At 68.8% G+C, this 19,443-nt stretch carries 20 protein-coding genes and 1 tRNA gene; 13 read left to right on the forward strand and 8 right to left on the reverse strand.

The window, feature by feature from the left end; all coding sequences use genetic code 11:
- Positions 1 to 24 precede the first annotated feature (24 nt).
- Both ACAG20_RS00910 and ACAG20_RS00915 read right to left on the reverse strand, forming a co-directional pair.
- Entirely contained in the window at positions 25 to 759 is a 735-nt protein-coding gene (locus ACAG20_RS00910) for a zinc ribbon domain-containing protein (protein ID WP_370491184.1), read from the reverse strand.
- Entirely contained in the window at positions 756 to 1,889 is a 1,134-nt protein-coding gene (locus ACAG20_RS00915; RefSeq protein WP_370491185.1) for a Nif3-like dinuclear metal center hexameric protein, read from the reverse strand. Before ACAG20_RS00915 ends, ACAG20_RS00910 begins: the two co-directional genes overlap by 4 nt.
- Positions 1,890 to 1,950: 61 nt before the next feature.
- Here ACAG20_RS00915 and ACAG20_RS00920 point away from each other — a divergent pair, with 61 nt between their 5' ends.
- The 5 genes from ACAG20_RS00920 (at position 1,951) to ACAG20_RS00940 (ending at position 5,737) form a co-directional block, all read left to right on the forward strand.
- Positions 1,951 to 2,634 (forward strand): HAD hydrolase-like protein, encoded by a 684-nt coding sequence (locus tag ACAG20_RS00920; protein ID WP_370491186.1) that lies wholly within the window; start codon positions 1,951 to 1,953, stop codon positions 2,632 to 2,634.
- Positions 2,627 to 3,121 (forward strand): low molecular weight protein-tyrosine-phosphatase, encoded by a 495-nt coding sequence (locus tag ACAG20_RS00925; RefSeq protein ID WP_112685497.1) that lies wholly within the window; start codon positions 2,627 to 2,629, stop codon positions 3,119 to 3,121. Before ACAG20_RS00920 ends, ACAG20_RS00925 begins: the two co-directional genes overlap by 8 nt.
- Complete coding sequence (locus tag ACAG20_RS00930; protein ID WP_370491187.1) at positions 3,121 to 3,954, forward strand: SURF1 family protein; 834 nt, start codon at positions 3,121 to 3,123, stop codon at positions 3,952 to 3,954. Before ACAG20_RS00925 ends, ACAG20_RS00930 begins: the two co-directional genes overlap by 1 nt.
- Positions 3,955 to 4,034: 80 nt before the next feature.
- Complete coding sequence (locus ACAG20_RS00935; protein WP_370491188.1) at positions 4,035 to 4,844, forward strand: oxygenase MpaB family protein; 810 nt, start codon at positions 4,035 to 4,037, stop codon at positions 4,842 to 4,844.
- 29 nt (positions 4,845 to 4,873) lie between these two features.
- Positions 4,874 to 5,737: an LLM class F420-dependent oxidoreductase gene (locus ACAG20_RS00940; RefSeq protein WP_370491189.1), complete on the forward strand. Its 864-nt coding sequence runs from the start codon at positions 4,874 to 4,876 to the stop codon at positions 5,735 to 5,737.
- A 33-nt stretch (positions 5,738 to 5,770) separates the two neighbouring features.
- Here the strand turns inward: ACAG20_RS00940 and ACAG20_RS00945 are convergent, their stop codons facing one another.
- The 5 genes from ACAG20_RS00945 to ACAG20_RS00965 form a co-directional block, all read right to left on the reverse strand.
- Positions 5,771 to 5,986 carry a hypothetical protein gene (locus tag ACAG20_RS00945; RefSeq protein WP_370491190.1) on the reverse strand — a complete coding sequence of 72 codons (216 nt, stop codon included), beginning with the start codon at positions 5,984 to 5,986 and terminating at the stop codon, positions 5,771 to 5,773.
- 75 nt (positions 5,987 to 6,061) lie between these two features.
- Positions 6,062 to 6,136 (reverse strand) — tRNA-Val (locus ACAG20_RS00950).
- A gap of 126 nt (positions 6,137 to 6,262) precedes the next feature.
- Positions 6,263 to 6,724, reverse strand: coding sequence for a peroxiredoxin (locus tag ACAG20_RS00955; RefSeq protein WP_112685507.1), 462 nt, complete (start codon positions 6,722 to 6,724; stop codon positions 6,263 to 6,265).
- The gene (locus tag ACAG20_RS00960) at positions 6,724 to 7,146 is read right to left on the reverse strand and encodes a DUF3052 domain-containing protein (protein ID WP_370491405.1); all 423 of its coding nucleotides are present in this window, start codon (positions 7,144 to 7,146) and stop codon (positions 6,724 to 6,726) included. The genes ACAG20_RS00955 and ACAG20_RS00960 overlap by 1 nt, the downstream gene beginning before the upstream one ends.
- A gap of 84 nt (positions 7,147 to 7,230) precedes the next feature.
- A complete protein-coding gene (locus tag ACAG20_RS00965) occupies positions 7,231 to 7,818 on the reverse strand; it encodes a hypothetical protein (protein WP_370491191.1) in 588 nt (195 codons plus the stop codon).
- 191 nt (positions 7,819 to 8,009) lie between these two features.
- Between ACAG20_RS00965 and aceE the strand changes: the two genes are divergently transcribed.
- The 7 genes from aceE to ACAG20_RS01000 all read left to right on the forward strand — a co-directional run bounded on the left by aceE (position 8,010) and on the right by ACAG20_RS01000 (position 17,692).
- Positions 8,010 to 10,808, forward strand: a complete 2,799-nt coding sequence (gene aceE, locus ACAG20_RS00970) for a pyruvate dehydrogenase (acetyl-transferring), homodimeric type (protein ID WP_370491192.1) — start codon at positions 8,010 to 8,012, stop codon at positions 10,806 to 10,808.
- 39 nt (positions 10,809 to 10,847) lie between these two features.
- Positions 10,848 to 12,188, forward strand: coding sequence for a PucR family transcriptional regulator (locus ACAG20_RS00975; protein WP_370491193.1), 1,341 nt, complete (start codon positions 10,848 to 10,850; stop codon positions 12,186 to 12,188).
- A 162-nt stretch (positions 12,189 to 12,350) separates the two neighbouring features.
- Positions 12,351 to 13,274: an ACP S-malonyltransferase gene (locus ACAG20_RS00980; RefSeq protein ID WP_370491194.1), complete on the forward strand. Its 924-nt coding sequence runs from the start codon at positions 12,351 to 12,353 to the stop codon at positions 13,272 to 13,274.
- A gap of 83 nt (positions 13,275 to 13,357) precedes the next feature.
- Entirely contained in the window at positions 13,358 to 13,660 is a 303-nt protein-coding gene (gene acpM, locus ACAG20_RS00985; protein WP_013828587.1) for a meromycolate extension acyl carrier protein AcpM, read from the forward strand.
- A gap of 2 nt (positions 13,661 to 13,662) precedes the next feature.
- A complete protein-coding gene (kasA, locus tag ACAG20_RS00990) occupies positions 13,663 to 14,916 on the forward strand; it encodes a 3-oxoacyl-ACP synthase KasA (protein WP_112685519.1) in 1,254 nt (417 codons plus the stop codon).
- A 33-nt stretch (positions 14,917 to 14,949) separates the two neighbouring features.
- On the forward strand, positions 14,950 to 16,218 hold the full coding sequence (gene kasB, locus ACAG20_RS00995; protein ID WP_112685521.1) for a 3-oxoacyl-ACP synthase KasB: 1,269 nt from the start codon (positions 14,950 to 14,952) through the stop codon (positions 16,216 to 16,218).
- 40 nt (positions 16,219 to 16,258) lie between these two features.
- Positions 16,259 to 17,692 carry an acyl-CoA carboxylase subunit beta gene (locus ACAG20_RS01000; protein WP_370491195.1) on the forward strand — a complete coding sequence of 478 codons (1,434 nt, stop codon included), beginning with the start codon at positions 16,259 to 16,261 and terminating at the stop codon, positions 17,690 to 17,692.
- Between the two features lie 21 nt (positions 17,693 to 17,713).
- Here the strand turns inward: ACAG20_RS01000 and ACAG20_RS01005 are convergent, their stop codons facing one another.
- Positions 17,714 to 18,463 (reverse strand): SDR family oxidoreductase, encoded by a 750-nt coding sequence (locus tag ACAG20_RS01005; RefSeq protein ID WP_370491196.1) that lies wholly within the window; start codon positions 18,461 to 18,463, stop codon positions 17,714 to 17,716.
- Positions 18,464 to 18,570: 107 nt separating this feature from the next.
- Between ACAG20_RS01005 and ACAG20_RS01010 the strand changes: the two genes are divergently transcribed.
- Positions 18,571 to 19,440 (forward strand): LysR family transcriptional regulator, encoded by an 870-nt coding sequence (locus ACAG20_RS01010; protein WP_370491197.1) that lies wholly within the window; start codon positions 18,571 to 18,573, stop codon positions 19,438 to 19,440.
- Positions 19,441 to 19,443: the final 3 nt, after the last annotated feature.

Here is a 19,443-nt window from a genome sequence, read left to right on the forward strand (position 1 = left end):
CCCACGACCCTCATCCGCGGCGCGCTATCCAAAGTCCTTGACCCGCAGCAGGATTGCGCTGCACTCCGGGCACCGCAGCACCTCCTCGGGCTGGGCCGCCGAGATCCGGGCCAGCTCGCCGCGGTCGATCTCGATCCGGCAGGCCCCGCACTGGCCGCCCCGCAGCGGTCCCGCCCCGACGCCGCCGGAGGCCCGCTGCCGCTCGTAGAGCGCGAGCAGCTCACCGTCGATCGTGTCAGCCAGCTCCGCACGGGTCGCCGCGCGCTGGGCACGAGTGGTCTCGAGCTCAGCCGACGCGGTCTGCAGGCTCTGCTCCGCCCGGGCCAGCTCGGTGGCCAGCTCGTCGACCACACCGGTTTCGGCGGTCGCCTGCGCCTGCAGTTGCTCCCGCTGTTCCAGCAGTTCCAGCAGCGAATCCTCCAGGCTGGCCTGACGCCGCTGCAGTGTCTCCAGCTCGTGCTGCAGGTCGGCGACCTGCTTGGCGCTGGTCTGCCCGGAGTCCAGCAACGCGCGGTCGCGGTCTGCGCGCTGGCGCACCGCGTCGATCTCGGACTCGAATCGGGCGGCTTGGGCGTCCAGGTCCTCCAGCGCCAGTTCCAGTGCGGCCAGCCGGTCGGCGGCGGCGGTGTGATCGGCCTGGATGCGCTCATGCTCCTGCTGCTCGGGAAGATGACCGGCCCGGTGTGCGATCCGGGCCAGCTCGGCGTCGAGCTCGGAGAGCTCCAGAAGCGAACGTTGGTGTGCCACTTCAGCCTTCATCGCCGGTCTCCTTCGAGCGCGAGATTCCAGGGGTCGGTGCGCAACGCGCTGACGCGCACCGGCAGGGCAGCACCGAAGTGCGACCGGAGCACGTCGGCCGCCTGCGCGCACCACGGGTATTCACTGGCCCAGTGCGCCACGTCGACCAGCGCCACCGCCGACCGGCGGCGATGCTCGTCGGCCGGGTGGTGGCGTAGATCCGCGGTGACATAGGCCTGGGCGTCGGCCGCGGCCGCCGCGTCCAGCAGCGAGTCGCCGGCGCCGCCGCACACCGCCACCCGCGATACCGGCAGATCCGGGTCCCCGGCCGCGCGCACCCCCCACGAGGTGGCCGGCAGCCCGGCGGCGACCCGGCCGACGAACGTGCTCAGCGGCTCCGGCGCCGGCAAGCTGCCGATCCGGCCGATCCCGACCCCGGCGGGCAGCGGCTGCAGCGCGAACACGTCGAACGCCGGTTCCTCGTAGGGATGCGCGGCCAGCAGCGCCGCCCGGACCCGGCCGCGGGCGCGGGCCGGAGCCACCACCTCGATGCGGTCCTCGGCGACGCGCTCCACCGCGCCCACCCGCCCGATCGTCGGGTCCGCGCCGTCGCCGGGCAGGAACTGTCCGGTACCGGTCACCCCCCAACTGCACCGGGTGTAGTCGCCGATGTGCCCGGCCCCGGCCGCGAATACCGCGGCCCGCACCGCCTCGGCGTGCTCGATCGGGGTGTAGATCACCCACTTGTCGGTGTCGGGGGCCCGCGTGGCGGGTTCCAGCACGCCCTCCACGGTCAGGCCCAGTGCGTCGGCCAGCGCATCCGACACCCCCGGTGAAGCCGAGTCGGCATTGGTGTGCGCGGTGAACAGCGCGCGACCGGAACGGATCAGCCGGTGCACCAGCGAGCCCTTGGGCGTACTCGCCGCCACGGTGTCCACCCCGCGCAGCAGCAGCGGGTGATGGGCCAGCAGCAGGCCGCCGTCGGGCACCTCGTCGACCACCGCGGCCGTCGCGTCGACCGCGATCGTCACCGAGCCCACCACGTCGTCCGGGTCACCGCAGACCAGCCCGACGGAATCCCAGGACTGGGCCAGTTCCGGGGGGTAGGCGGCGTCGAGCACGTCGATGACATCAGCCAGCCGCGCAGTCACACTCCAAGACAGTAGTGCGCCACTCGGTGAGGCCGCCGCCCACATCGGGGACAATGGGGCCGTGACGCGCACTACCACTGTCAGCGCCGAACTGGTGATCTTCGACCTGGACGGCACTTTGACCGACTCCGCAGCCGGGATCGTGGCCAGCTTCCGCCACGCGCTGGACCACATCGGCGCGCCGGTTCCCGGCGGGGATCTCGCCCAGCGGCTCGTCGGGCCGCCGATGCACCACACGCTGGCCGCGATGGGCCTCGGCGAGCAGACCGACGCGGCGATCGCCGCCTACCGCGCGGACTACACCAGCCGTGGCTGGCTGATGAACACCATGTTCGACGGTGTGCCCGCACTGCTGGGCGACCTGCGAGCCGCCGGGGTGCGGTTGGCCGTGGCCACCTCCAAGGTCGAGCCGACCGCGCGCAGGATTTTGGCCCACTTCGGGCTCGACGGCCACTTCGAGGTCGTTGCCGGCGCCAGCGTCGACGGCAGCCGGGCGGCGAAGTCCGACGTGCTGGCCCATGCGCTGCGGCAGCTGGCGCCGCTGCCGGCCCGGCTGCTGATGGTGGGCGACCGGCGCCACGACGTCGACGGCGCGGCCGCCCACGGCATCGACACCGTACTGGTCGGCTGGGGCTATGGCCAAGCCGATTACCAGGACGCCGCCGACTCCGGCCCAGATTTCCCCGGCGGTCCCGCTGCTCGCGTGCAGACCGTCGCCGAACTGCGGGAGGTGCTCGGTGTCTGACCCGGCGCTGCATGTCACGTTCGTCTGCACCGGCAACATCTGCCGGTCTCCGATGGCCGAGAAGATGTTCGCCCACCAGCTCGCGCAACGCGGCCTGGGCGAGCTGGTGCAGGTGAGCAGCGCCGGAACCGCCGACTGGCATGTCGGCAAGGGCGCCGACGAACGCACCAACCGGGTGCTGCGCGACAACGGTTATCCGGTGGAGCATTCCGCGGCCCAGGTCGGTCCGCTGCATATGGGCGCCGATCTGGTGGTGGCGCTGGGACGCAACCACGTGGGGCTGCTACAGGGGCTGGGCATCCCGGCCGACCGGATCCGGATGTTGCGGTCGTTCGATCCGCGTTCGGGTGCGGCCGTGCCCGACGTCGACGACCCGTATTACGGCGGACATGACGATTTCGTGACGGCCTACACCGTGATCGCGGCCGCGTTGCCGGGCCTGCACGACTGGGTCGACGGACGGCTGGCGTCCCGCGAGGGCAGCTGATGCGGCGGCTGGCCTTCCTGCTGCGCCCGAGCTGGCTGGCCCTGGCGGTGGTGGTGCTGGCCTTCGCCTACCTGTGCTTCACCGTGCTGGCGCCGTGGCAGCTGGGCAAGAACACCACCACCACACGCCTCAACAGCCAACTGGAACGGGCGCTGACGGCGGAACCGGTGCCGCTGACGACGGTGCTGCCGCACCAGGATTCGTCGGCGCCCGATGAGCAGTGGCGCCCGGTGACCGCCACCGGCCGCTATCTCCCCGACGCGCAGGTGCTGGTGCGGCTGCGGCTGATCGACGGCGTGCCGGCCTTCGAGGTGCTGACACCGTTCGCGGTCACCGGCGGGCCGACGGTGCTGGTCAACCGCGGCTATGTGCGTACCGATGACGGCGGCTCGCGGATGCCCGAGATTCCGCCGCCGCCGGACGGGCAAGTCACCATCACGGCACGGCTGCGGGATTCACAGGCGGTGATTCCCGGCAAGAATCCGTTCCGCGAGAACGGCTTCCGCCAGGTGTACTCGATCAACACCGAACAGGTCGCGGCGCTGACCGAGGTTCCGCTGACCGGGTCCTATTTGCAGCTGGTCGACGACCAACCGGGCGGGCTCGGGTTGATCGCGCTGCCCCGCCGCGACGCCGGCCCGTTCTTGTCCTACGGCATCCAGTGGATCGCGTTCGGGATCCTCGCCCCGATCGGCCTGGGCTATTTCGCGTTTGCCGAGATCCGCGCGCGGCGAGCGGAGAGCTCGGCCACCGCCGACGCCGACCCGGACGAGCCCGCAGCACCGATGACCGTCGAACAGAAGCTCGCCGACCGGTACGGCCGGCGCCGCTGACCACTGCCGGCGCGCCATCGGCCCGAGTGCGGCATACCGGAGCCCGCATTCGGGCATACTCCAGCCATGGAGCAGCCCCGATGAGGCGGCCCACCCGAGTGGTCGACCTGCTGAATCCCGCGGCGATGTTGCTTCCGGCCGCCAACGTGATCATGCAGTTGTCGCTGCCCGGGGTCGGCTACGGGGTGCAGGAAAGCCGGGTGGACAGCGGCAACGTGTACAAGCACCCGTTCAAGCGGGCCCGGACCACCGGCACCTACCTGGCGGTGGCCACCATCGGCACCGACGACGACCGTGAGCTGTATCGCGAGTGGGTGGACAGCGCGCACCGGCAGGTACGTTCCACTCCCGAAAGCCCGGTGCGCTACAACGCGTTCGACCCCAAGCTGCAACTGTGGGTAGCGGCCTGCCTCTACCGGTACTTCGTCGATCAGCATGAGTTCCTGCACGGCCCGCTCGACGACGCGGCAGCCGATGCGATCTACGCCGACGCCAAAAAACTCGGCACCACCCTGCAGGTGAGCAACGAGATGTGGCCGGCCGACCGGGCGGCGTTCGACGAGTATTGGAAACGCTCGCTGGATGAGCTGCGCATCGACCCGCCGGTGCGCGAGCATCTCTACGGAGTGGCGTCGATGGTGTTTTTGCCCTGGCCGCTGCGGCTGGCCGGCCCGCTCAACCTGTTCGCCACGACCGGATTCCTGACCGCCGAGTTCCGCCAGCTGATGAAGCTGGACTGGTCGGCCTCGCAGCAGCGCCGGTTCGAGTGGCTGCTGTCCGCGCTGCGGCTCGCCGACCGGCTGATCCCGCAGCGGGCCTGGGTGCTGGGTTACCACGCGTACCTGTGGGACATGCGTTTTCGAGCCCGTACCGGCATGCGTGTGGTCTAGCGTCGCCGGCGCTGTGCCATCCTGGGTTGATGGTCGACATCTCGGGTGTGGGGATCTGGAGTGCGCCGCTGCGTTACGGCGATCAGGGCGAGGCCGCCGAGGCGGCCGCCGAACTCGAGGAACTGGGCTTCAGCGCACTGTGGATACCCGACGTCGGCGGTCCGGTGTTCGACTCGGTGGGCAACCTGCTGTCGGCCACCCGGCGGGCCGTCATCGCCACCGGCATCCTGAACCTGTGGATGCACACCCCGGCCGACGTCGCGGCGTCCTATGCGTCGCTGACGGCCACCCACGGTGACCGCTTCCTCCTCGGGATCGGTGTCAGCCATGCACCGCTGATCGACGCCGGGGATCCCGGCCGCTACCGCCAGCCGCTGCAGGCGATGGCCGCCTTCCTGGACGGCCTGGACGCCGCCGACCCCCCCGTTCCGGTGGGTTCTCGGGTGCTCGCCGCGCTGGGCCCGAAGATGCTCGGGCTGGCCGCCACCCGCAGTCGCGGTGCCCATCCCTATCTGGTCACCCCCGAGCACACCCGGTTCGCCCGCGAGCAGCTGGGTGACGGCCCACTGCTGCTGCCCGAGCAGACCGCGATCTTGTGCTCGAGCCGCGAACAGGCACGCGAGATCGGCACCAAGTGGCTCGGCTCCTACCTGGCCCTGCCCAACTACGCCAACAACCTGCTGCGTTCGGGCTTTACCGAGGACGACATCGCCTCGGTCAGCGACCGGCTGTTCGACGCGATCATCGCCTGGGGACCCGTCGAAGCCGTGACCGGCCGGATCGCCGAACATCGGGCCGCCGGCGCCGATCATGTCTGCGTGCAGCTGCTCGACGCCGACCCGCGCGCCTTCCCGCGGGCCCAGTGGCGTCGGCTGGCCGAAGCCGTGGCCTGATCCGCACGGCGACCGGGGTTGCGCCGTTTCGGGCTAGGCCGCCAGCACGATCAACAGCGCGATGAACGCGGCCAGCACCGCCAATCCGGCCCACAGGATGGCTCGACCGCCGGCCGGGGAGCGTCCCGCCGGCGTCAGCTGCGGACTGGTCGACGGCGGTACGCCCCATTTGCCGGTCGGCGCCGCGCCGGGTGTCTCCGGGGCCGGTGGCGGGGTGGGGTCTTCGTCCGGTGTCGGATAGCTCGTCATGGCCGGTTGCATTGACCGACAAGGGCGGCATCAAACCCCCGATGCCAGGTCAGCACCGCTGACCGCTATTGATACTGGTGGGCGCGGACGGTATCGAACCGCCGACCGCTGGTGTGTAAAACCAGAGCTCTACCACTGAGCTACGCGCCCCTGCCTCGGGCAGGTTACCCGCCATGTTGCTGGCACCCAAAACCGTGGCACCTGCGACGAGCGTGCGCATTCCCGGGATTTCACTCGGCGTGTCGACCGGGGACGCGCACGCTCGCGGCAGAAGTACTACCCCTTCAGCGCCGCTAGCGCGTCGATCCACAACTGCTGGTCGCGCGCCTCGCCGGGGGCCTTCATCTCGGCGAACCGGATGACGCCGGATTTGTCGACGACGAACGTGCCGCGGTTGGAGAACCCGGTGTCGGAGTTGAACACCCCGAACGACTGGCTGACCGCGCCGTGCGGCCAGAAGTCCGACAACACCGGGAACAGGAACCCGCTCTGGGCCGCCCAGATCTTGTGCGTGGGCGGTGGGCCCACCGAGATTGCCAGCGCCACACTGTCGTCGTTGACGTAGGTGGGCAGGTGATCACGCAGCTGGTCCAGCTCGCCCTGGCAGATACCGGTGAAGGCCAGCGGGAAGAACACCAGCAGCACATTCTTGTCACCGCGGAAGTCACTGAGGGTGACCTGCTGCTGATCCTGGTCTTTGAGGGTGAAATCGGGGGCTTCGGTTCCGACTTCCAACATCAGCGCTTTCCCATCCTCGATTTGGGCTGAACCAACCGGCTGGCACTCCAGTCGCCGAGGTTGACCGACGAGGTCGGCATGAGGCCGGCGGTCGGCGCCGACTCGGCGATCTCAGCGGGCCGCACATGGCCGGACTTCCCGGTCTTGGGCGTCAGCACCCAGATCACGCCGTCATCGGCCAGCGCGGTGATGGCGTCCATCAAGGTGTCCACCAGATCACCGTCGCCGTCGCGCCACCACAGCAGCACGACGTCGATCACCTCATCGGTGTCCTCGTCGAGCAACTCACTACCGCAGGCCTCTTCGACGTCGGCACGGATATCGTCGTCGGCGTCGTCGTCCCAGCCGAACTCCTGGACCACCTGGTTGCTCTGGATGCCCAATTTGCGGGCGAAGTTCGGGGCGTTATCCGCCGCGACCACCGTGTAACCTCCCTTGACCGTCACCGCGCCGTTTATAGAGCATCATCGTTGCACAGCAGGCCGCATGGCACGGGGTCGATGGGATCAGAAGGCGCGACACAACTGCATCCCCTTGTCCCGGGCCCGGTTGAGCTCATCCTTGCGGGCGTTGTACACCGAAACCGGCGCCTTACTGGAAATCGCATTCGCCACGCCACGCGCAGCTTCGACGTAGGTGTTGAACGCGTCGGTGAGTTCGGCCGAGAGCTTCTCGTTGATGGCGCCGGCCACTTCCTCGGCGCTGTGGTTGAGCGCCTCGACCGCCGGCCCGGCGGTGCCGGGGATGTCCCCACCGTTGTTGAACGCCTCGACGTACTTGTTCACGGTGTCGACCGCGTCACTGCTGCTCGAGGCGAATCTGCCGCACGCGCCGCGCACCGCCTGGGTCGTCATGGATTGCTGACGCTGCGTCTCGCGGATGCTCGACGTTGCCTCCGAAGCCGACACCGACGCCGACACCGAGGAGCGGTACGCCGGTGCCGCCGAGGTGTCCGCCTGCGGGTTCCCGCCGATGATGCTGGTGCAGCCGACGACGCCCATCGCCACAGCCGCGGTTCCACCGGCCACCAGGGAACCCACCCGGGCGTGTCGCCGCGCCCGCCCACGCGGGACCGTCCGCCATCCGGTCAGCACAATCTCAGACGTTACCGCGTAGTCGCGAGCAGGCCGAGATCAGCCCACCCGCAGCCAACTCACCCACCGCCGGAGCCGACTGCGGTGGGGCAGGATAGAAAAGGTAAGGACTGACGAAGCGATCGGTCCCCGTGTCGTGCCGGCCACAAGCCGACAGACACGTCTTCACCTCCAAACCAGGGAGTAATGCGTTGACTACCGAGGCCGTGCATCAGGATCTGAGCAAAACAGCAAGCGGCACAACCGAAGCCGATCGGGTCCGAGTGATCCGCGAGGGGGTGGCGTCCTACCTGCCCGACATCGACCCCGAAGAGACCTCCGAGTGGCTGGAATCCTTCGACGCCCTGGTGGCCCACTCCGGTCCGGCACGCGCGCGCTACCTGATGCTGCGCCTGCTCGAACGCGCCGGCGAGCAGCGGGTGGCGATCCCGGCACTCACCTCGACCGACTACGTCAACACCATTCCGACCGAACTGGAGCCGTGGTTTCCCGGCGACGAGGACACCGAGCGCCGCTTTCGCCGGTGGATCCGCTGGAACGCCGCGGTGATGGTGCATCGTGCGCAGCGGCCCGGGGTCGGCGTCGGTGGTCACATCTCGACCTACGCATCGTCGGCCTCGCTCTACGAGGTCGGGTTCAACCACTTCTTCCGCGGCAAGGACCACCCCGGCGGCGGGGACCAGATCTTCATCCAGGGCCACGCCTCCCCCGGCATCTACGCCCGAGCATTCCTGGAGGGTCGGCTGAGCACCCATCAGCTCGACGGCTTCCGGCAGGAGCACAGTCATCCCGGCGGCGGCCTGCCGTCCTACCCGCACCCGCGGCTGATGCCGGACTTCTGGGAGTTCCCCACGGTGTCGATGGGGCTGGGCCCGATGAACGCCATCTACCAGGCGCGGTTCAACCACTACCTGCGCGACCGGGGCATCAAGGACACCTCCGACCAGCACGTGTGGTGCTTTCTGGGCGACGGCGAGATGGACGAGCCGGAAAGCCGCGGGCTGCTGCACGTCGGCGCGCTGGAGGGCCTGGACAACCTGACCTTCGTGATCAACTGCAACCTGCAGCGCCTCGACGGCCCGGTGCGCGGCAACGGCAAGATCATTCAGGAGTTGGAGTCATTCTTCCGCGGCGCGGGCTGGAACGTGATCAAGGTGGTGTGGGGCCGCGAGTGGGACGCGCTGCTGCACGCCGACCGGGATGGCGCCCTGGTCAACCTGATGAACGTCACCCCCGACGGCGACTACCAGACCTACAAGGCCAACGACGGCGGCTACGTGCGGCAGCACTTCTTCGGCCGTGACCCACGCACCAAGGCGCTGGTCGAGAACCTGTCCGATCAGGACATCTGGCACCTCAAGCGCGGCGGGCATGACTACCGCAAGATCTACGCCGCCTACCGCGCGGCCGTCGAGCACAAGGGTCAGCCGACGGTGATCCTGGCCAAGACCATCAAGGGTTACAGCCTCGGCAGCTACTTCGCCGGCCGCAACGCCACCCACCAGATGAAGAAGTTCCGCCCGCAAGACCTCAAAGACTTCCGCGACGAGATGCGAATTCCCATTTCCGACGCCGAGATCGAGGAAAACCCGTACCTGCCGCCGTACTACCACCCCGGCGAGGACGCACCGGAGATCCGCTACCTGCTCGACCGCCGCCGCGCCCTGGGCGGTTTCATCCCGCAGCGCCGCACCCGGGCCCGCGCGCTGACCCTGCCCGGCCCCGAGGCGTACGCGGAGGTCAAGAAAGGGTCGGGCACCCAAGAGGTCGCCACCACCATGGCGACCGTGCGGGTGTTCAAAGAGTTGTTGCGCGACAAAGAAATTGGGGATCGGCTAGTCCCGATCATCCCCGACGAGGCCCGCACCTTCGGGATGGACTCCTGGTTCCCGTCGTTGAAGATCTACAACCGCTACGGGCAGCTCTACACCTCGGTCGACGCCGAGTTGATGCTGGCCTACAAGGAAAGCGAAATCGGCCAGATCCTGCATGAGGGCATCAACGAGGCCGGCTCGACGGCGTCGTTCACCGCGGTCGGGACGTCGTATGCCACCCATGATGAGCCGATGATCCCGATCTACATCTTCTACTCGATGTTCGGCTTCCAGCGCACCGGCGACAGCCTGTGGGCCGCCGCCGATCAGATGGCGCGCGGTTTCATCCTCGGCGCCACCGCCGGACGCACCACGCTGACCGGTGAGGGCCTGCAGCACGCCGACGGGCACTCGCTGCTGCTGGCGGCCACCAACCCGGCGGTGGTCTCCTACGATCCCGCGTTCGCCTTCGAGGTCGCCCACATCATCGAAAGCGGTCTGCAGCGCATGTTCGGGGAGAACCCGGAGAACGTGTACTTCTACGTCACGCTCTATAACGAGCCCTATGTTCAGCCGGCCGAGCCCGACGGCTTCGACGCTGAAGACGTCGCCGGCCTGCTGCGCGGGATCTACCGCTACCAGAAGGCCGCGGAGCCGAAGTCCCATGCCGCCCAGATCCTCGCCTCGGGGGTGTCGGTGCCCGAGGCGCTGCGCGCCGCCGAGCTGCTGGCCGCCGATTGGGATGTGGCCGCCGAGGTGTGGTCGGTGACCAGCTGGGGTGAGCTCAACCGCGACGGCGTGGCGCTCGAGCGCGAGCGACTGCGTCACCCCGAGCGCCCGGCCGGCGAGCCGTACGTGACGCGAGCGCTCGCCGACGCCGCCGGCCCGGTCGTCGCGGTGTCGGACTGGATGCGCGCGGTACCCGAGCAGATCCGGCCCTGGGTGCCGGGCACCTTCGTCACGCTGGGCACCGACGGCTTCGGCTTCTCCGACACCCGGACCGCCGCGCGGCGCTACTTCAACACCGACGCGGAGTCGGTGGCCGTGGCGGTTCTGGCCGCCCTGGCCCGCGACGGGGCCATCGACGCGTCGATCCCGGTGACCGCCGCCGACCGCTATCAGATCGACGATGTGATGGCCGCCCCGGAGCAGACGTCGGACTCGGGAGTGGCCTAGTTGTCGGGTCCCGCCAGAAAATTGGCGTAGCTTTTAGGGATGGCCGACAACAATGCGGGGCCGGTTCTGCCGAGGTCCACGCTTGATCTGCTGAGCGCTGTCCCGGACACCCTGCTGCGCAGGCTGAAGCACTACTCGGGCCGACTGGCCACCGAAGCGGTCTCGGCGATGGGCGACCGGTTGCCGTTCTTCGCCGATCTGGAGGCGTCCCAGCGCGCCAGCGTCGCCCTGGTGGTGCAGGCCGCGGTGGTCAACTTCGCCGAGTGGATGCATGACCCGCACGGCAATGTCGGCCACACGGCGCAGGCGTTCGAGTTGGTGCCCCAAGACCTGGCCCGGCACATCGCGCTGCGCCACACCGTGGACATGGTGCGGGTGACCATGGAGTTCTTCGAAGAGGTCGTGCCGATGCTGGCCCGCTCCGAGGAGCAGGTGACCGCGCTGACAGTGGGCATCCTCAAGTACAGCCGGGACCTGGCCTTCACCGCCGCGTCCGCCTACGCCGACGCCGCCGAGGCCCGGGGCACCTGGGATTCCCGGATGGAGGCCAGCGTGGTCGACGCCGTGGTGCGCGGTGACACCGGGCCGGAGTTACTGAGCCGCGCAGCGGCGCTGAACTGGGACACCAACGCCCCGGCCACGGTCGTGGTGGGCACCGCGCCACCCGGCCCCGACGCTCCCCCGCAAGCGGGAGGTGCCCCCATGTCCGGTCAAAAGGCCAGCCAGGACGTCCGAGATGTCGCTAAGCGGCACGGCCGCGCCGCCCTGACCGACGTGCACGGCACGTGGCTGGTGGCGATCGTGTCCGGCCCACTGTCGCCGACCCAGAAATTCCTCCCAGATCTGCTCGCCGCGTTCTCCGACGGGCCGGTGGTGATCGGCCCGACCGCCCCCAGCCTGACCGCGGCCTACCACAGCGCCAGCGAGGCGATCTCGGGCATGAACGCCGTGATCGGCTGGACCGGGGCACCGCGGCCGGTGCTGGCCCGCGAACTGCTGCCCGAGCGCGCCCTGATCGGGGACGCGTCGGCGATCGCAGCCCTGCACACCGACGTGATGCGCCCGCTGGCCGAGGCGGGGCCGTCACTGACCGAGACGCTGGACGCCTATCTGGACTGCGGTGGGGCGATCGAGGCCTGCTCCCGGAAGTTGTTCGTTCATCCAAATACCGTCCGCTACCGACTCAAGCGGATCGCCGACTTCACCGGGCGCGATCCCACCCAGCCGCGCGACGCCTACGTGCTGCGGGTCGCCGCCACGGTGGGTCGGCTGGCCAATCAGGCGCAGCACGCCAGCTTCAGCAGCGCACAGGTGACCTATGCCACCACGAACATGCCCCCGACGCCCGGCTCCGGACTCGACGAGAATTACGTCGGGTGAGAGCCGGCGGGGTCCGGCGCTGTCGACGCGGCAGTTGTCGCAGGACGGTATCGAACAAGTCGCATCAGATGACCGTTTTGTAGGACCTCCACAAAAACATAAGACAATGTTCATAATCTAGGACATCCTGCAAAACCCGCTTCACAATGTTCTCTTAAAGACGTGATTGCGTTGCTCGCTCCCGGACAGGGATCGCAGACCCCCGGCATGCTGTCGCCGTGGCTGGAGCTGGCCGATTCCGGTGACGTCCGGGCACAGTTGGCCAGCTGGTCGGAGATCAGCGGTCTGGACCTGGTCGCGCTGGGCACCACCGCGACCGCCGAGGAGATCACCGACACGGCGGTCACCCAACCGCTGGTGGTGGCGGCGACCCTGCTGGCCCACGGCGAACTGGCCAAGCGCAACAACGGCACGCTGACCAGCGGTGACGTCGTGGTCGCCGGTCACTCCGTCGGCGAGATCGCCGCGTACGCCATCGCCGGCGTCATCTCCCCCGATGACGCCGTCATGCTGGCCGCCACCCGCGGCCGCGAGATGGCCAAGGCCTGCGCGCTCGAGCCGACCGGCATGGCGGCCGTGCTCGGCGGCGACGAAGCCGAGGTGCTGACCCGTCTCGAGCAGCTGGACCTGACCCCGGCCAACCGCAACGCCGCCGGGCAGATCGTGGCCGCCGGCCCGTTGACCGCACTGGACAAGCTCGCCGAGGACCCGCCCGCCAAGGCCCGGGTGCGTAAGCTGGCCACCGCGGGGGCCTTCCACACGCAGTACATGGCCCCGGCGCTGGAAGCCTACGCCGCGGCGGCGGCTGGGGTCAGCACGAACGAGCCCACCGCCACCCTGTTGTCCAACCGCGACGGGCAACCGGTGACCACGGCGGCCGCGGCGATGGACCAGCTGGTCGCGCAGCTGACCCGGCCGGTGCGCTGGGACCTGTGCACCGAGACGCTCCGCGCCCGGGCGGTCACGGCGATCGTGGAGTTCCCGCCCGCGGGAACGCTCGCCGGGATCGCCAAACGTGAACTTCGGGGGACCCCGACGCACGCCGTCAAGTCCCCCGCGGATCTGGACGGGCTCCCCGAGTTCTAACGCCCGATTCCAAACTGCACAACCAGATACACCCAGTTATCAAGCCGCACACCCCGTGCGGAACCAACCGAAGGGAACACACTGTGCCTGCCAGTCAGGAAGAAATCATCGCCGGTCTCGCCGAGATCATCGAAGAGGTGACCGGTATCGAGCCGTCTGAGGTGACCGTCGAGAAGTCGTTCGTCGACGACCTGGACATCGACTCGCTGTCGATGGTGGAGATCGCCGTCCAGACCGAGGACAAGTACGGCGTGAAGATCCCCGACGAAGACCTCGCCGGTCTGCGCACCGTCGGCGACGTGGTCGGCTACATCCAGAAGCTGGAGGCCGAGAACCCCGAGGCCGCCGCCGCACTGCGCGAGAAGTTCGGTTCAGAGAGCAACTGACCGTGTCTTCCAAGCCTTCTACGGCCAACGGCGGTTACCCCAGTGTGGTGGTAACCGCCGTTGAGGCCACCACATCGATCGGTGCGGACATCGAGAGCACGTGGAAAGGCCTGTTGGCCGGCGAAAGCGGAATCCACGTCCTCGAAGACGAGTTCGTCACCAAGTGGGACCTGCCGGTCAGGATCGGCGGGCATCTCAAAGACCCGGTCGACGACCACATGGGCCGGTTGGACCTGCGGCGCATGTCGTACGTCCAGCGGATGGCCAAGCTGCTCAGCGGCCGACTCTGGGAGAACGCCGGCACCCCGGAGGTGGACCCGGACCGGTTCACCGTGGTGATCGGCACCGGCCTGGGCGGCGGCGAGAAGATCGTCGAGACCTATGACCTGATGAATGAGGGCGGCCCCCGCAAGGTGTCGCCGCTGGCCGTTCAGATGATCATGCCCAACGGCGCCGCCGCGGTGGTCGGGCTGCAGCTCGGCGCCCGCGCCGGGGTCATCACCCCGGTGTCGGCCTGTTCGTCGGGTTCGGAGGCGATCGCGCACGCGTGGCGTCAGATCGTCATGGGCGACGCGGACTTCGCCGTGTGCGGCGGGGTCGAAGGCGGCATCGAGGCGTTGCCGATCGCGACGTTCTCGATGATGCGCGCGATGTCGACCCGCAACGATGACCCCGAGGGCGCCTCACGGCCGTTCGACAAGGACCGGGACGGCTTCGTGTTCGGTGAGGCCGGCGCGATGATGATCATCGAGACCGAGGAGCACGCCAAGGCTCGCGGCGCCAAGCCGCTGGCCCGGCTGATGGGCGCCGGCATCACCTCCGACGCCTACCACATGGTGGCGCCCGGCCCCGACGGCAAGCGGGCCGGCCGGGCGATGACGCGGTCGCTGGAGTTGGCGGGCCTGTCCGCCAAGGACGTCGACCACATCAACGCGCACGGAACGGCCACCCCGATCGGGGACACCGCCGAGGCGAACGCGATTCGGGAAGCCGGCTGCGAGCACGCCGCGGTGTACGCACCCAAGTCGGCGCTCGGCCATTCCATCGGAGCGGTCGGCGCGCTGGAATCGGTGCTGACGGTGCTCTCGTTGCGCGACGGGGTCATCCCGCCGACGTTGAACTACGAGACCCCGGACCCCGAGATCGACCTCGACATCGTCGCCGGCGAGCCCCGCTACGGCGACTACAAGTACGCCATCAACAACTCATTCGGTTTCGGTGGGCACAACGTCGCGCTCGCCTTCGGGCGGTACTGACACCAGTATCACGAGAGGGAAGTTCGCAACAGCATGTCAACGCTGACCACAGGGAACGGTTTTCCCAACGTTGTCGTCACCGGGTTTGCGCTGACGACCGCTCTGGCCGCCGACGCCGACACCACATGGAAGAAGCTGCTCGACGGCCAGAGCGGTATCCGCACCCTCGAAGACGACTTCGTCACCAAGTACGACCTGCCGGTCCGCATCGGCGGGCACATGGTCGAGACACCGGAGTCATTCGAGACCACCTTGACCAAGGTCGAGTCTCGTCGGTTGTCCTACCTGCAGAAGGTGGCACTGGTGCTGGGCCGGCGGGCGTGGGAGGACGCCGGCTCCCCTGAGGTCGACACCCGGCGTCTGATGGTGTCGGTGGGCACCGGGCTTGGCTCCACCGAGGAGTTGGTCTTCGCCTACGACGACATGCGCGAGCGCGGGCTCAAGGCGGTCTCCCCACTGACCGTGCAGAAGTACATGCCCAACGCCGCGGGCGCGGCCATCGGCTTGGACCTCAAAGCCAAGGCCGGCGTGCTGACCTCGATCTCGGCGTGTGCATCCGGTGCCGAGGGCATCGCCCGCGCCTGGCAGCAGATCGTGCTCGGTGAGGCCGACATCGCGATCTGCGGCGGCGTGGAGCAGCGCATCGAGGCGGTGCCGATCGCCGGCTTCGCCCAGATGCGCATCGTGATGTCGACCAACAACGACGACCCGGCCGGTGCGTGCCGTCCGTTCGACCGGGACCGCGACGGGTTCGTCTTCGGTGAGGCCGCCGCCTTGATGGTGATTGAGACCGAGGAGCACGCCAAGGCGCGCGGAGCGAACATCATCGCCCGCATCATGGGCGGAGCGGTCACTTCCGACGGCTACCACATCGTGGCCCCGGATCCCAACGGGGAACAGGCCGGCTACGCGATGACCCGGGCGATCCAGTTGGCCGGGCTCACCGCGGGCGACATCGACCACGTCAACGCGCACGCCACCGCGACCACCGTCGGTGACGTCGCCGAGAGCCACGCGATCGACAATGCCCTGGGCAAGGGTGGCGGCAACGCGGCGGTGTACGCGCCCAAGTCCGCGCTCGGGCACTCCGTCGGGGCGGCCGGCGCAGCCGAGTCCATCCTGACCGTGCTGGCCCTGCGCGACCAGATCATTCCGCCGACGCTCAACCTGAAGAATCTCGACCCGGAGATCGACCTGGACGTGGTCTTCGGCGAACCCCGGCCCGGTAACTACCAGTACGCGATCAACAACTCGTTCGGATTCGGCGGGCACAACGTGGCGCTCGTCTTCGGCCGGTACTGATCGCAGCGGCACAAGCAGTACAACGACAAGGAGACGCGCGATGACGACCATGGCTCCCGAGACGGTGGGCGAATCACTCGATCCGCGCGACCCGCTGTTGCGGCTGTCGACGTTCTTCGACGACGGCACCGTGGAACTGCTGCATGAGCGGGACCGCTCCGGGGTGCTGGCCGCCGGCGGTGAGGTCAACGGGGTGCGCACCATCGCGTTCTGCACCGATGGCACCGTGATGGGCGGTGCGATGGGCATCGAGGGGTGCGACCACATCGTCAACGCCTACGACACCGCGATCGCCGAGCAGAGCCCGATCGTGGGCCTGTGGCACTCCGGCGGCGCCCGGCTGGCCGAGGGCGTGCGCGCGCTGCACGCGGTCGGGCGAGTCTTCGAGGCGATGATCCGAGCTTCGGGCTACGTCCCGCAGATCTCGGTGGTAGTCGGCTTCGCCGCCGGCGGTGCCGCCTACGGCCCGGCGCTTACCGACGTCATCGTGATGGCGCCGGAGGGACGGGTGTTTGTCACCGGCCCCGACGTGGTGCGCAGCGTCACCGGTGAAGACGTCGACATGGCCGCGCTCGGCGGTCCCGACACCCACCACAAGAAGTCGGGCGTGTGCCACATCGTCGCCGACGACGAGCTCGACGCCTACGCGCGCGGCCGTCGGCTGGTCGGATTGTTCTGCCAGCAGGGCCATTTCGACCGCAGCAAGGCCGAGGCCGAGGACACTGACCTGCACGCGCTACTGCCGGAGTCGGCGCGTCGCGCCTACGACGTACACCCGCTGGTGAACGGGCTGCTCGACTCGGAAGCCGATGGCACGCCGTCCTTCGAAGAGTTCCAGGCCAAGTGGGCGCCGTCGATGGTGGTCGGGCTGGGCCGGCTGTCCGGTCGCACCGTCGGGGTGCTGGCCAACAACCCGCTGCGGCTGGGTGGCTGCCTGAACTCCGAAAGCGCCGAGAAGTCGGCACGTTTCGTGCGGCTGTGCGACGCATTCGGGATTCCGCTGATCGTGATCGTCGATGTGCCCGGCTACCTGCCGGGTGTCGGCCAGGAGTGGGGCGGCGTGGTGCGTCGCGGCGCCAAGCTGCTGCACGCGTTCGGTGAGGCCACCGTTCCGCGGGTCACGCTGGTCACCCGCAAGACCTACGGCGGGGCCTACATCGCGATGAACTCCCGCTCGTTGGGCGCCACCAAGGTGTTCGCCTGGCCGGACGCCGAGGTCGCGGTGATGGGCGCCAAGGCCGCGGTCGGCATCCTGCACAAGAAGAAACTGGCGGCCGCTCCCGATGACGAGCGCGAGGCCCTGCACGAGGAACTCGCCTTGGAGCATGAGCGGATCGCCGGCGGGGTGGACAGCGCCATCGACATCGGCGTCGTCGACGAGAAGATCGACCCGTCGCACACCCGCAGCAAGATCACTCAGGCGCTGGCCGAGGCCCCCGCCCGACGCGGTCGCCACAAGAACATCCCGCTGTAGCCGGCGGCCTGCGCAGCGGGCTCAGCGCGTGGTGTAGCCGCCGTTGGCGAAGATCGTCTGCCCGGTGATCCAGTGCCCGCCGTCCAGCAGGAACACCACCAGCGGCGCGATGTCCTCGATCTGTGTCAGCCGGTTGCCCATCCCCTGCGACTTGTGGAACTCCACCCGCTCCGGGGTTTCCTGCGGGTAGAAGAACGGGGTGTCCATCGGACCGGGCGCCACGCTGTTGACGTTGATGCCCCGGTTCCCAAACTCCTTGGCGGCCGCACGGGTGAAGTGCTCCACCGGACTCTTGGATCCCGCGTAGGTGGAGTAGCCGTCGGTGAACGCACCCAGTAGCGCGGTCACGATCGTCACCACCGAGCCGTTGTCGTTGAGACGCTCACCGGCCTGCTGCAGGAAGAAGTAGGCGGCCTTGGCGTTAATGTCGAACATCGAATCATATTCGGTCTCAGTGGTTTCCAGTATGGGCTTGCGCAACACCTTGCCGACGGTGTTGACCGCGAAGTCCACCTCACCGAACGCATCCACCGCGGCGTCGAACAGTGCGGTGACATTGGCCGGAATGGTCAGATCGCCTTGCACCTTGATCGCCTTGGCGCCGGCGTCTCGCACCGCGGCGACGGTCTTGTCGGCGTCGGCTTCGGAGCCGTCGCTGTTGTAGTGCACCGCGATGTTGACGCCGTGGGTGGCCAGCGTGGTGCTGATCAGCCCGCCGAGGTTCTTGGCCCCCGCCGCCACCACCGCAGACTTGCCCGACATGGTGCTCATGGTTGTCCCTCCTGTCCTGGGATCCCGAACCTAACCGGGATCGGCACAAATCAGAAACAGTGTTTTGCGAGGTATCGACAAGGGTTGTTTGTGGATAGCATGTGCCGATGCTCCCGGTTCCGGACCTGCGCCGCCTGACGCAGTTCATCGCGGTCGTCGAAGCCGGCAGCTTCACCAGTGCCGCGGGGCAGCTGCACCTGTCGCAGCAAGCGCTGTCGCACTCGGTGCAACAGCTCGAGAAGGAGCTCGGCGCCACCCTGCTGGTTCGCTCCGGGCGGCGCATCACGCCGACCCCAGCGGGCCAGACGTTGGTCGATGAGGGCCGCCCGCTGCTGGCGGCGGCCCGGACCATCACCGCACACACCCGGGCGGCGGCCACCTCGCAGCCGCAGGAGTTCGTCATCGGGCACTCCCCCGCGATCAGCAACCACGATGTCTACACGTTGATCGCGCCGGCGATCGCGGCAACGCCGGACACCTCGTTCACGGTGGTGCAGCTGTTTCCCGACCGGCTGACCGCCGGAGTGCGCGACGGCGCAGTGCAGTTGGGCCTGCGCCGGGCGGTGGTGCCGCAGGAAAGACTTGCCGGTGCGGTGATCGGCTACGACGCGCTGCGGGTCGCGGTCCGCAGCGGCCACGCGCTGGCCGGCCGTTCCAGCATCACCATGTCGGACCTGGAGCACGAGCTGATCGCGCTGTGGGCACCGCCCGGGGCGTCGTATTACAGCGATTTTCTGGTAAACGCCTGCCGGCGCGCCGGATTCGAACCGCAGTATCGGGTGAGCCGGGTGCAAGGCTGCCCGCCGGAGGTGGCTCCCCTGACCGAGAACGCCGCGGCGTTCGTCACCGCGCCGCCGGGCCCCGCCGTGGGCGGCGCCGTCACGGTGATCGATCTCGACGAACCCCTGCTGGTGCCGCTGCAGGGGGTGTGGCAACCGCACACCAATTCGGCGGTGCGGGACCTGATCCTGCGCTGACCC

It is taken from the genome of Mycobacterium sp. pW045, assembly GCF_041287085.1.
Taxonomy (GTDB): domain Bacteria; phylum Actinomycetota; class Actinomycetes; order Mycobacteriales; family Mycobacteriaceae; genus Mycobacterium; species Mycobacterium algericum_A.

Excerpts from the sequence above, each read along its gene's own strand:
- kasB (WP_112685521.1), top strand. The coding sequence starts at position 14,950 with ATGTCAACGCTGACCACAGGGAACGGTTTTCCCAACGTTGTCGTCACC.
- ACAG20_RS00930 (WP_370491187.1), top strand. The coding sequence starts at position 3,121 with ATGCGGCGGCTGGCCTTCCTGCTGCGCCCGAGCTGGCTGGCCCTGGCG.
- ACAG20_RS01005 (WP_370491196.1), bottom strand. The coding sequence starts at position 18,463 with ATGAGCACCATGTCGGGCAAGTCTGCGGTGGTGGCGGCGGGGGCCAAG.
- ACAG20_RS01010 (WP_370491197.1), top strand. The coding sequence starts at position 18,571 with ATGCTCCCGGTTCCGGACCTGCGCCGCCTGACGCAGTTCATCGCGGTC.
- ACAG20_RS00975 (WP_370491193.1), top strand. The coding sequence starts at position 10,848 with ATGGCCGACAACAATGCGGGGCCGGTTCTGCCGAGGTCCACGCTTGAT.
- ACAG20_RS00910 (WP_370491184.1), bottom strand. The coding sequence starts at position 759 with ATGAAGGCTGAAGTGGCACACCAACGTTCGCTTCTGGAGCTCTCCGAG.
- ACAG20_RS00940 (WP_370491189.1), top strand. The coding sequence starts at position 4,874 with ATGGTCGACATCTCGGGTGTGGGGATCTGGAGTGCGCCGCTGCGTTAC.
- ACAG20_RS01000 (WP_370491195.1), top strand. The coding sequence starts at position 16,259 with ATGACGACCATGGCTCCCGAGACGGTGGGCGAATCACTCGATCCGCGC.
- ACAG20_RS00935 (WP_370491188.1), top strand. The coding sequence starts at position 4,035 with ATGAGGCGGCCCACCCGAGTGGTCGACCTGCTGAATCCCGCGGCGATG.
- ACAG20_RS00945 (WP_370491190.1), bottom strand. The coding sequence starts at position 5,986 with ATGACGAGCTATCCGACACCGGACGAAGACCCCACCCCGCCACCGGCC.
- ACAG20_RS00955 (WP_112685507.1), bottom strand. The coding sequence starts at position 6,724 with ATGTTGGAAGTCGGAACCGAAGCCCCCGATTTCACCCTCAAAGACCAG.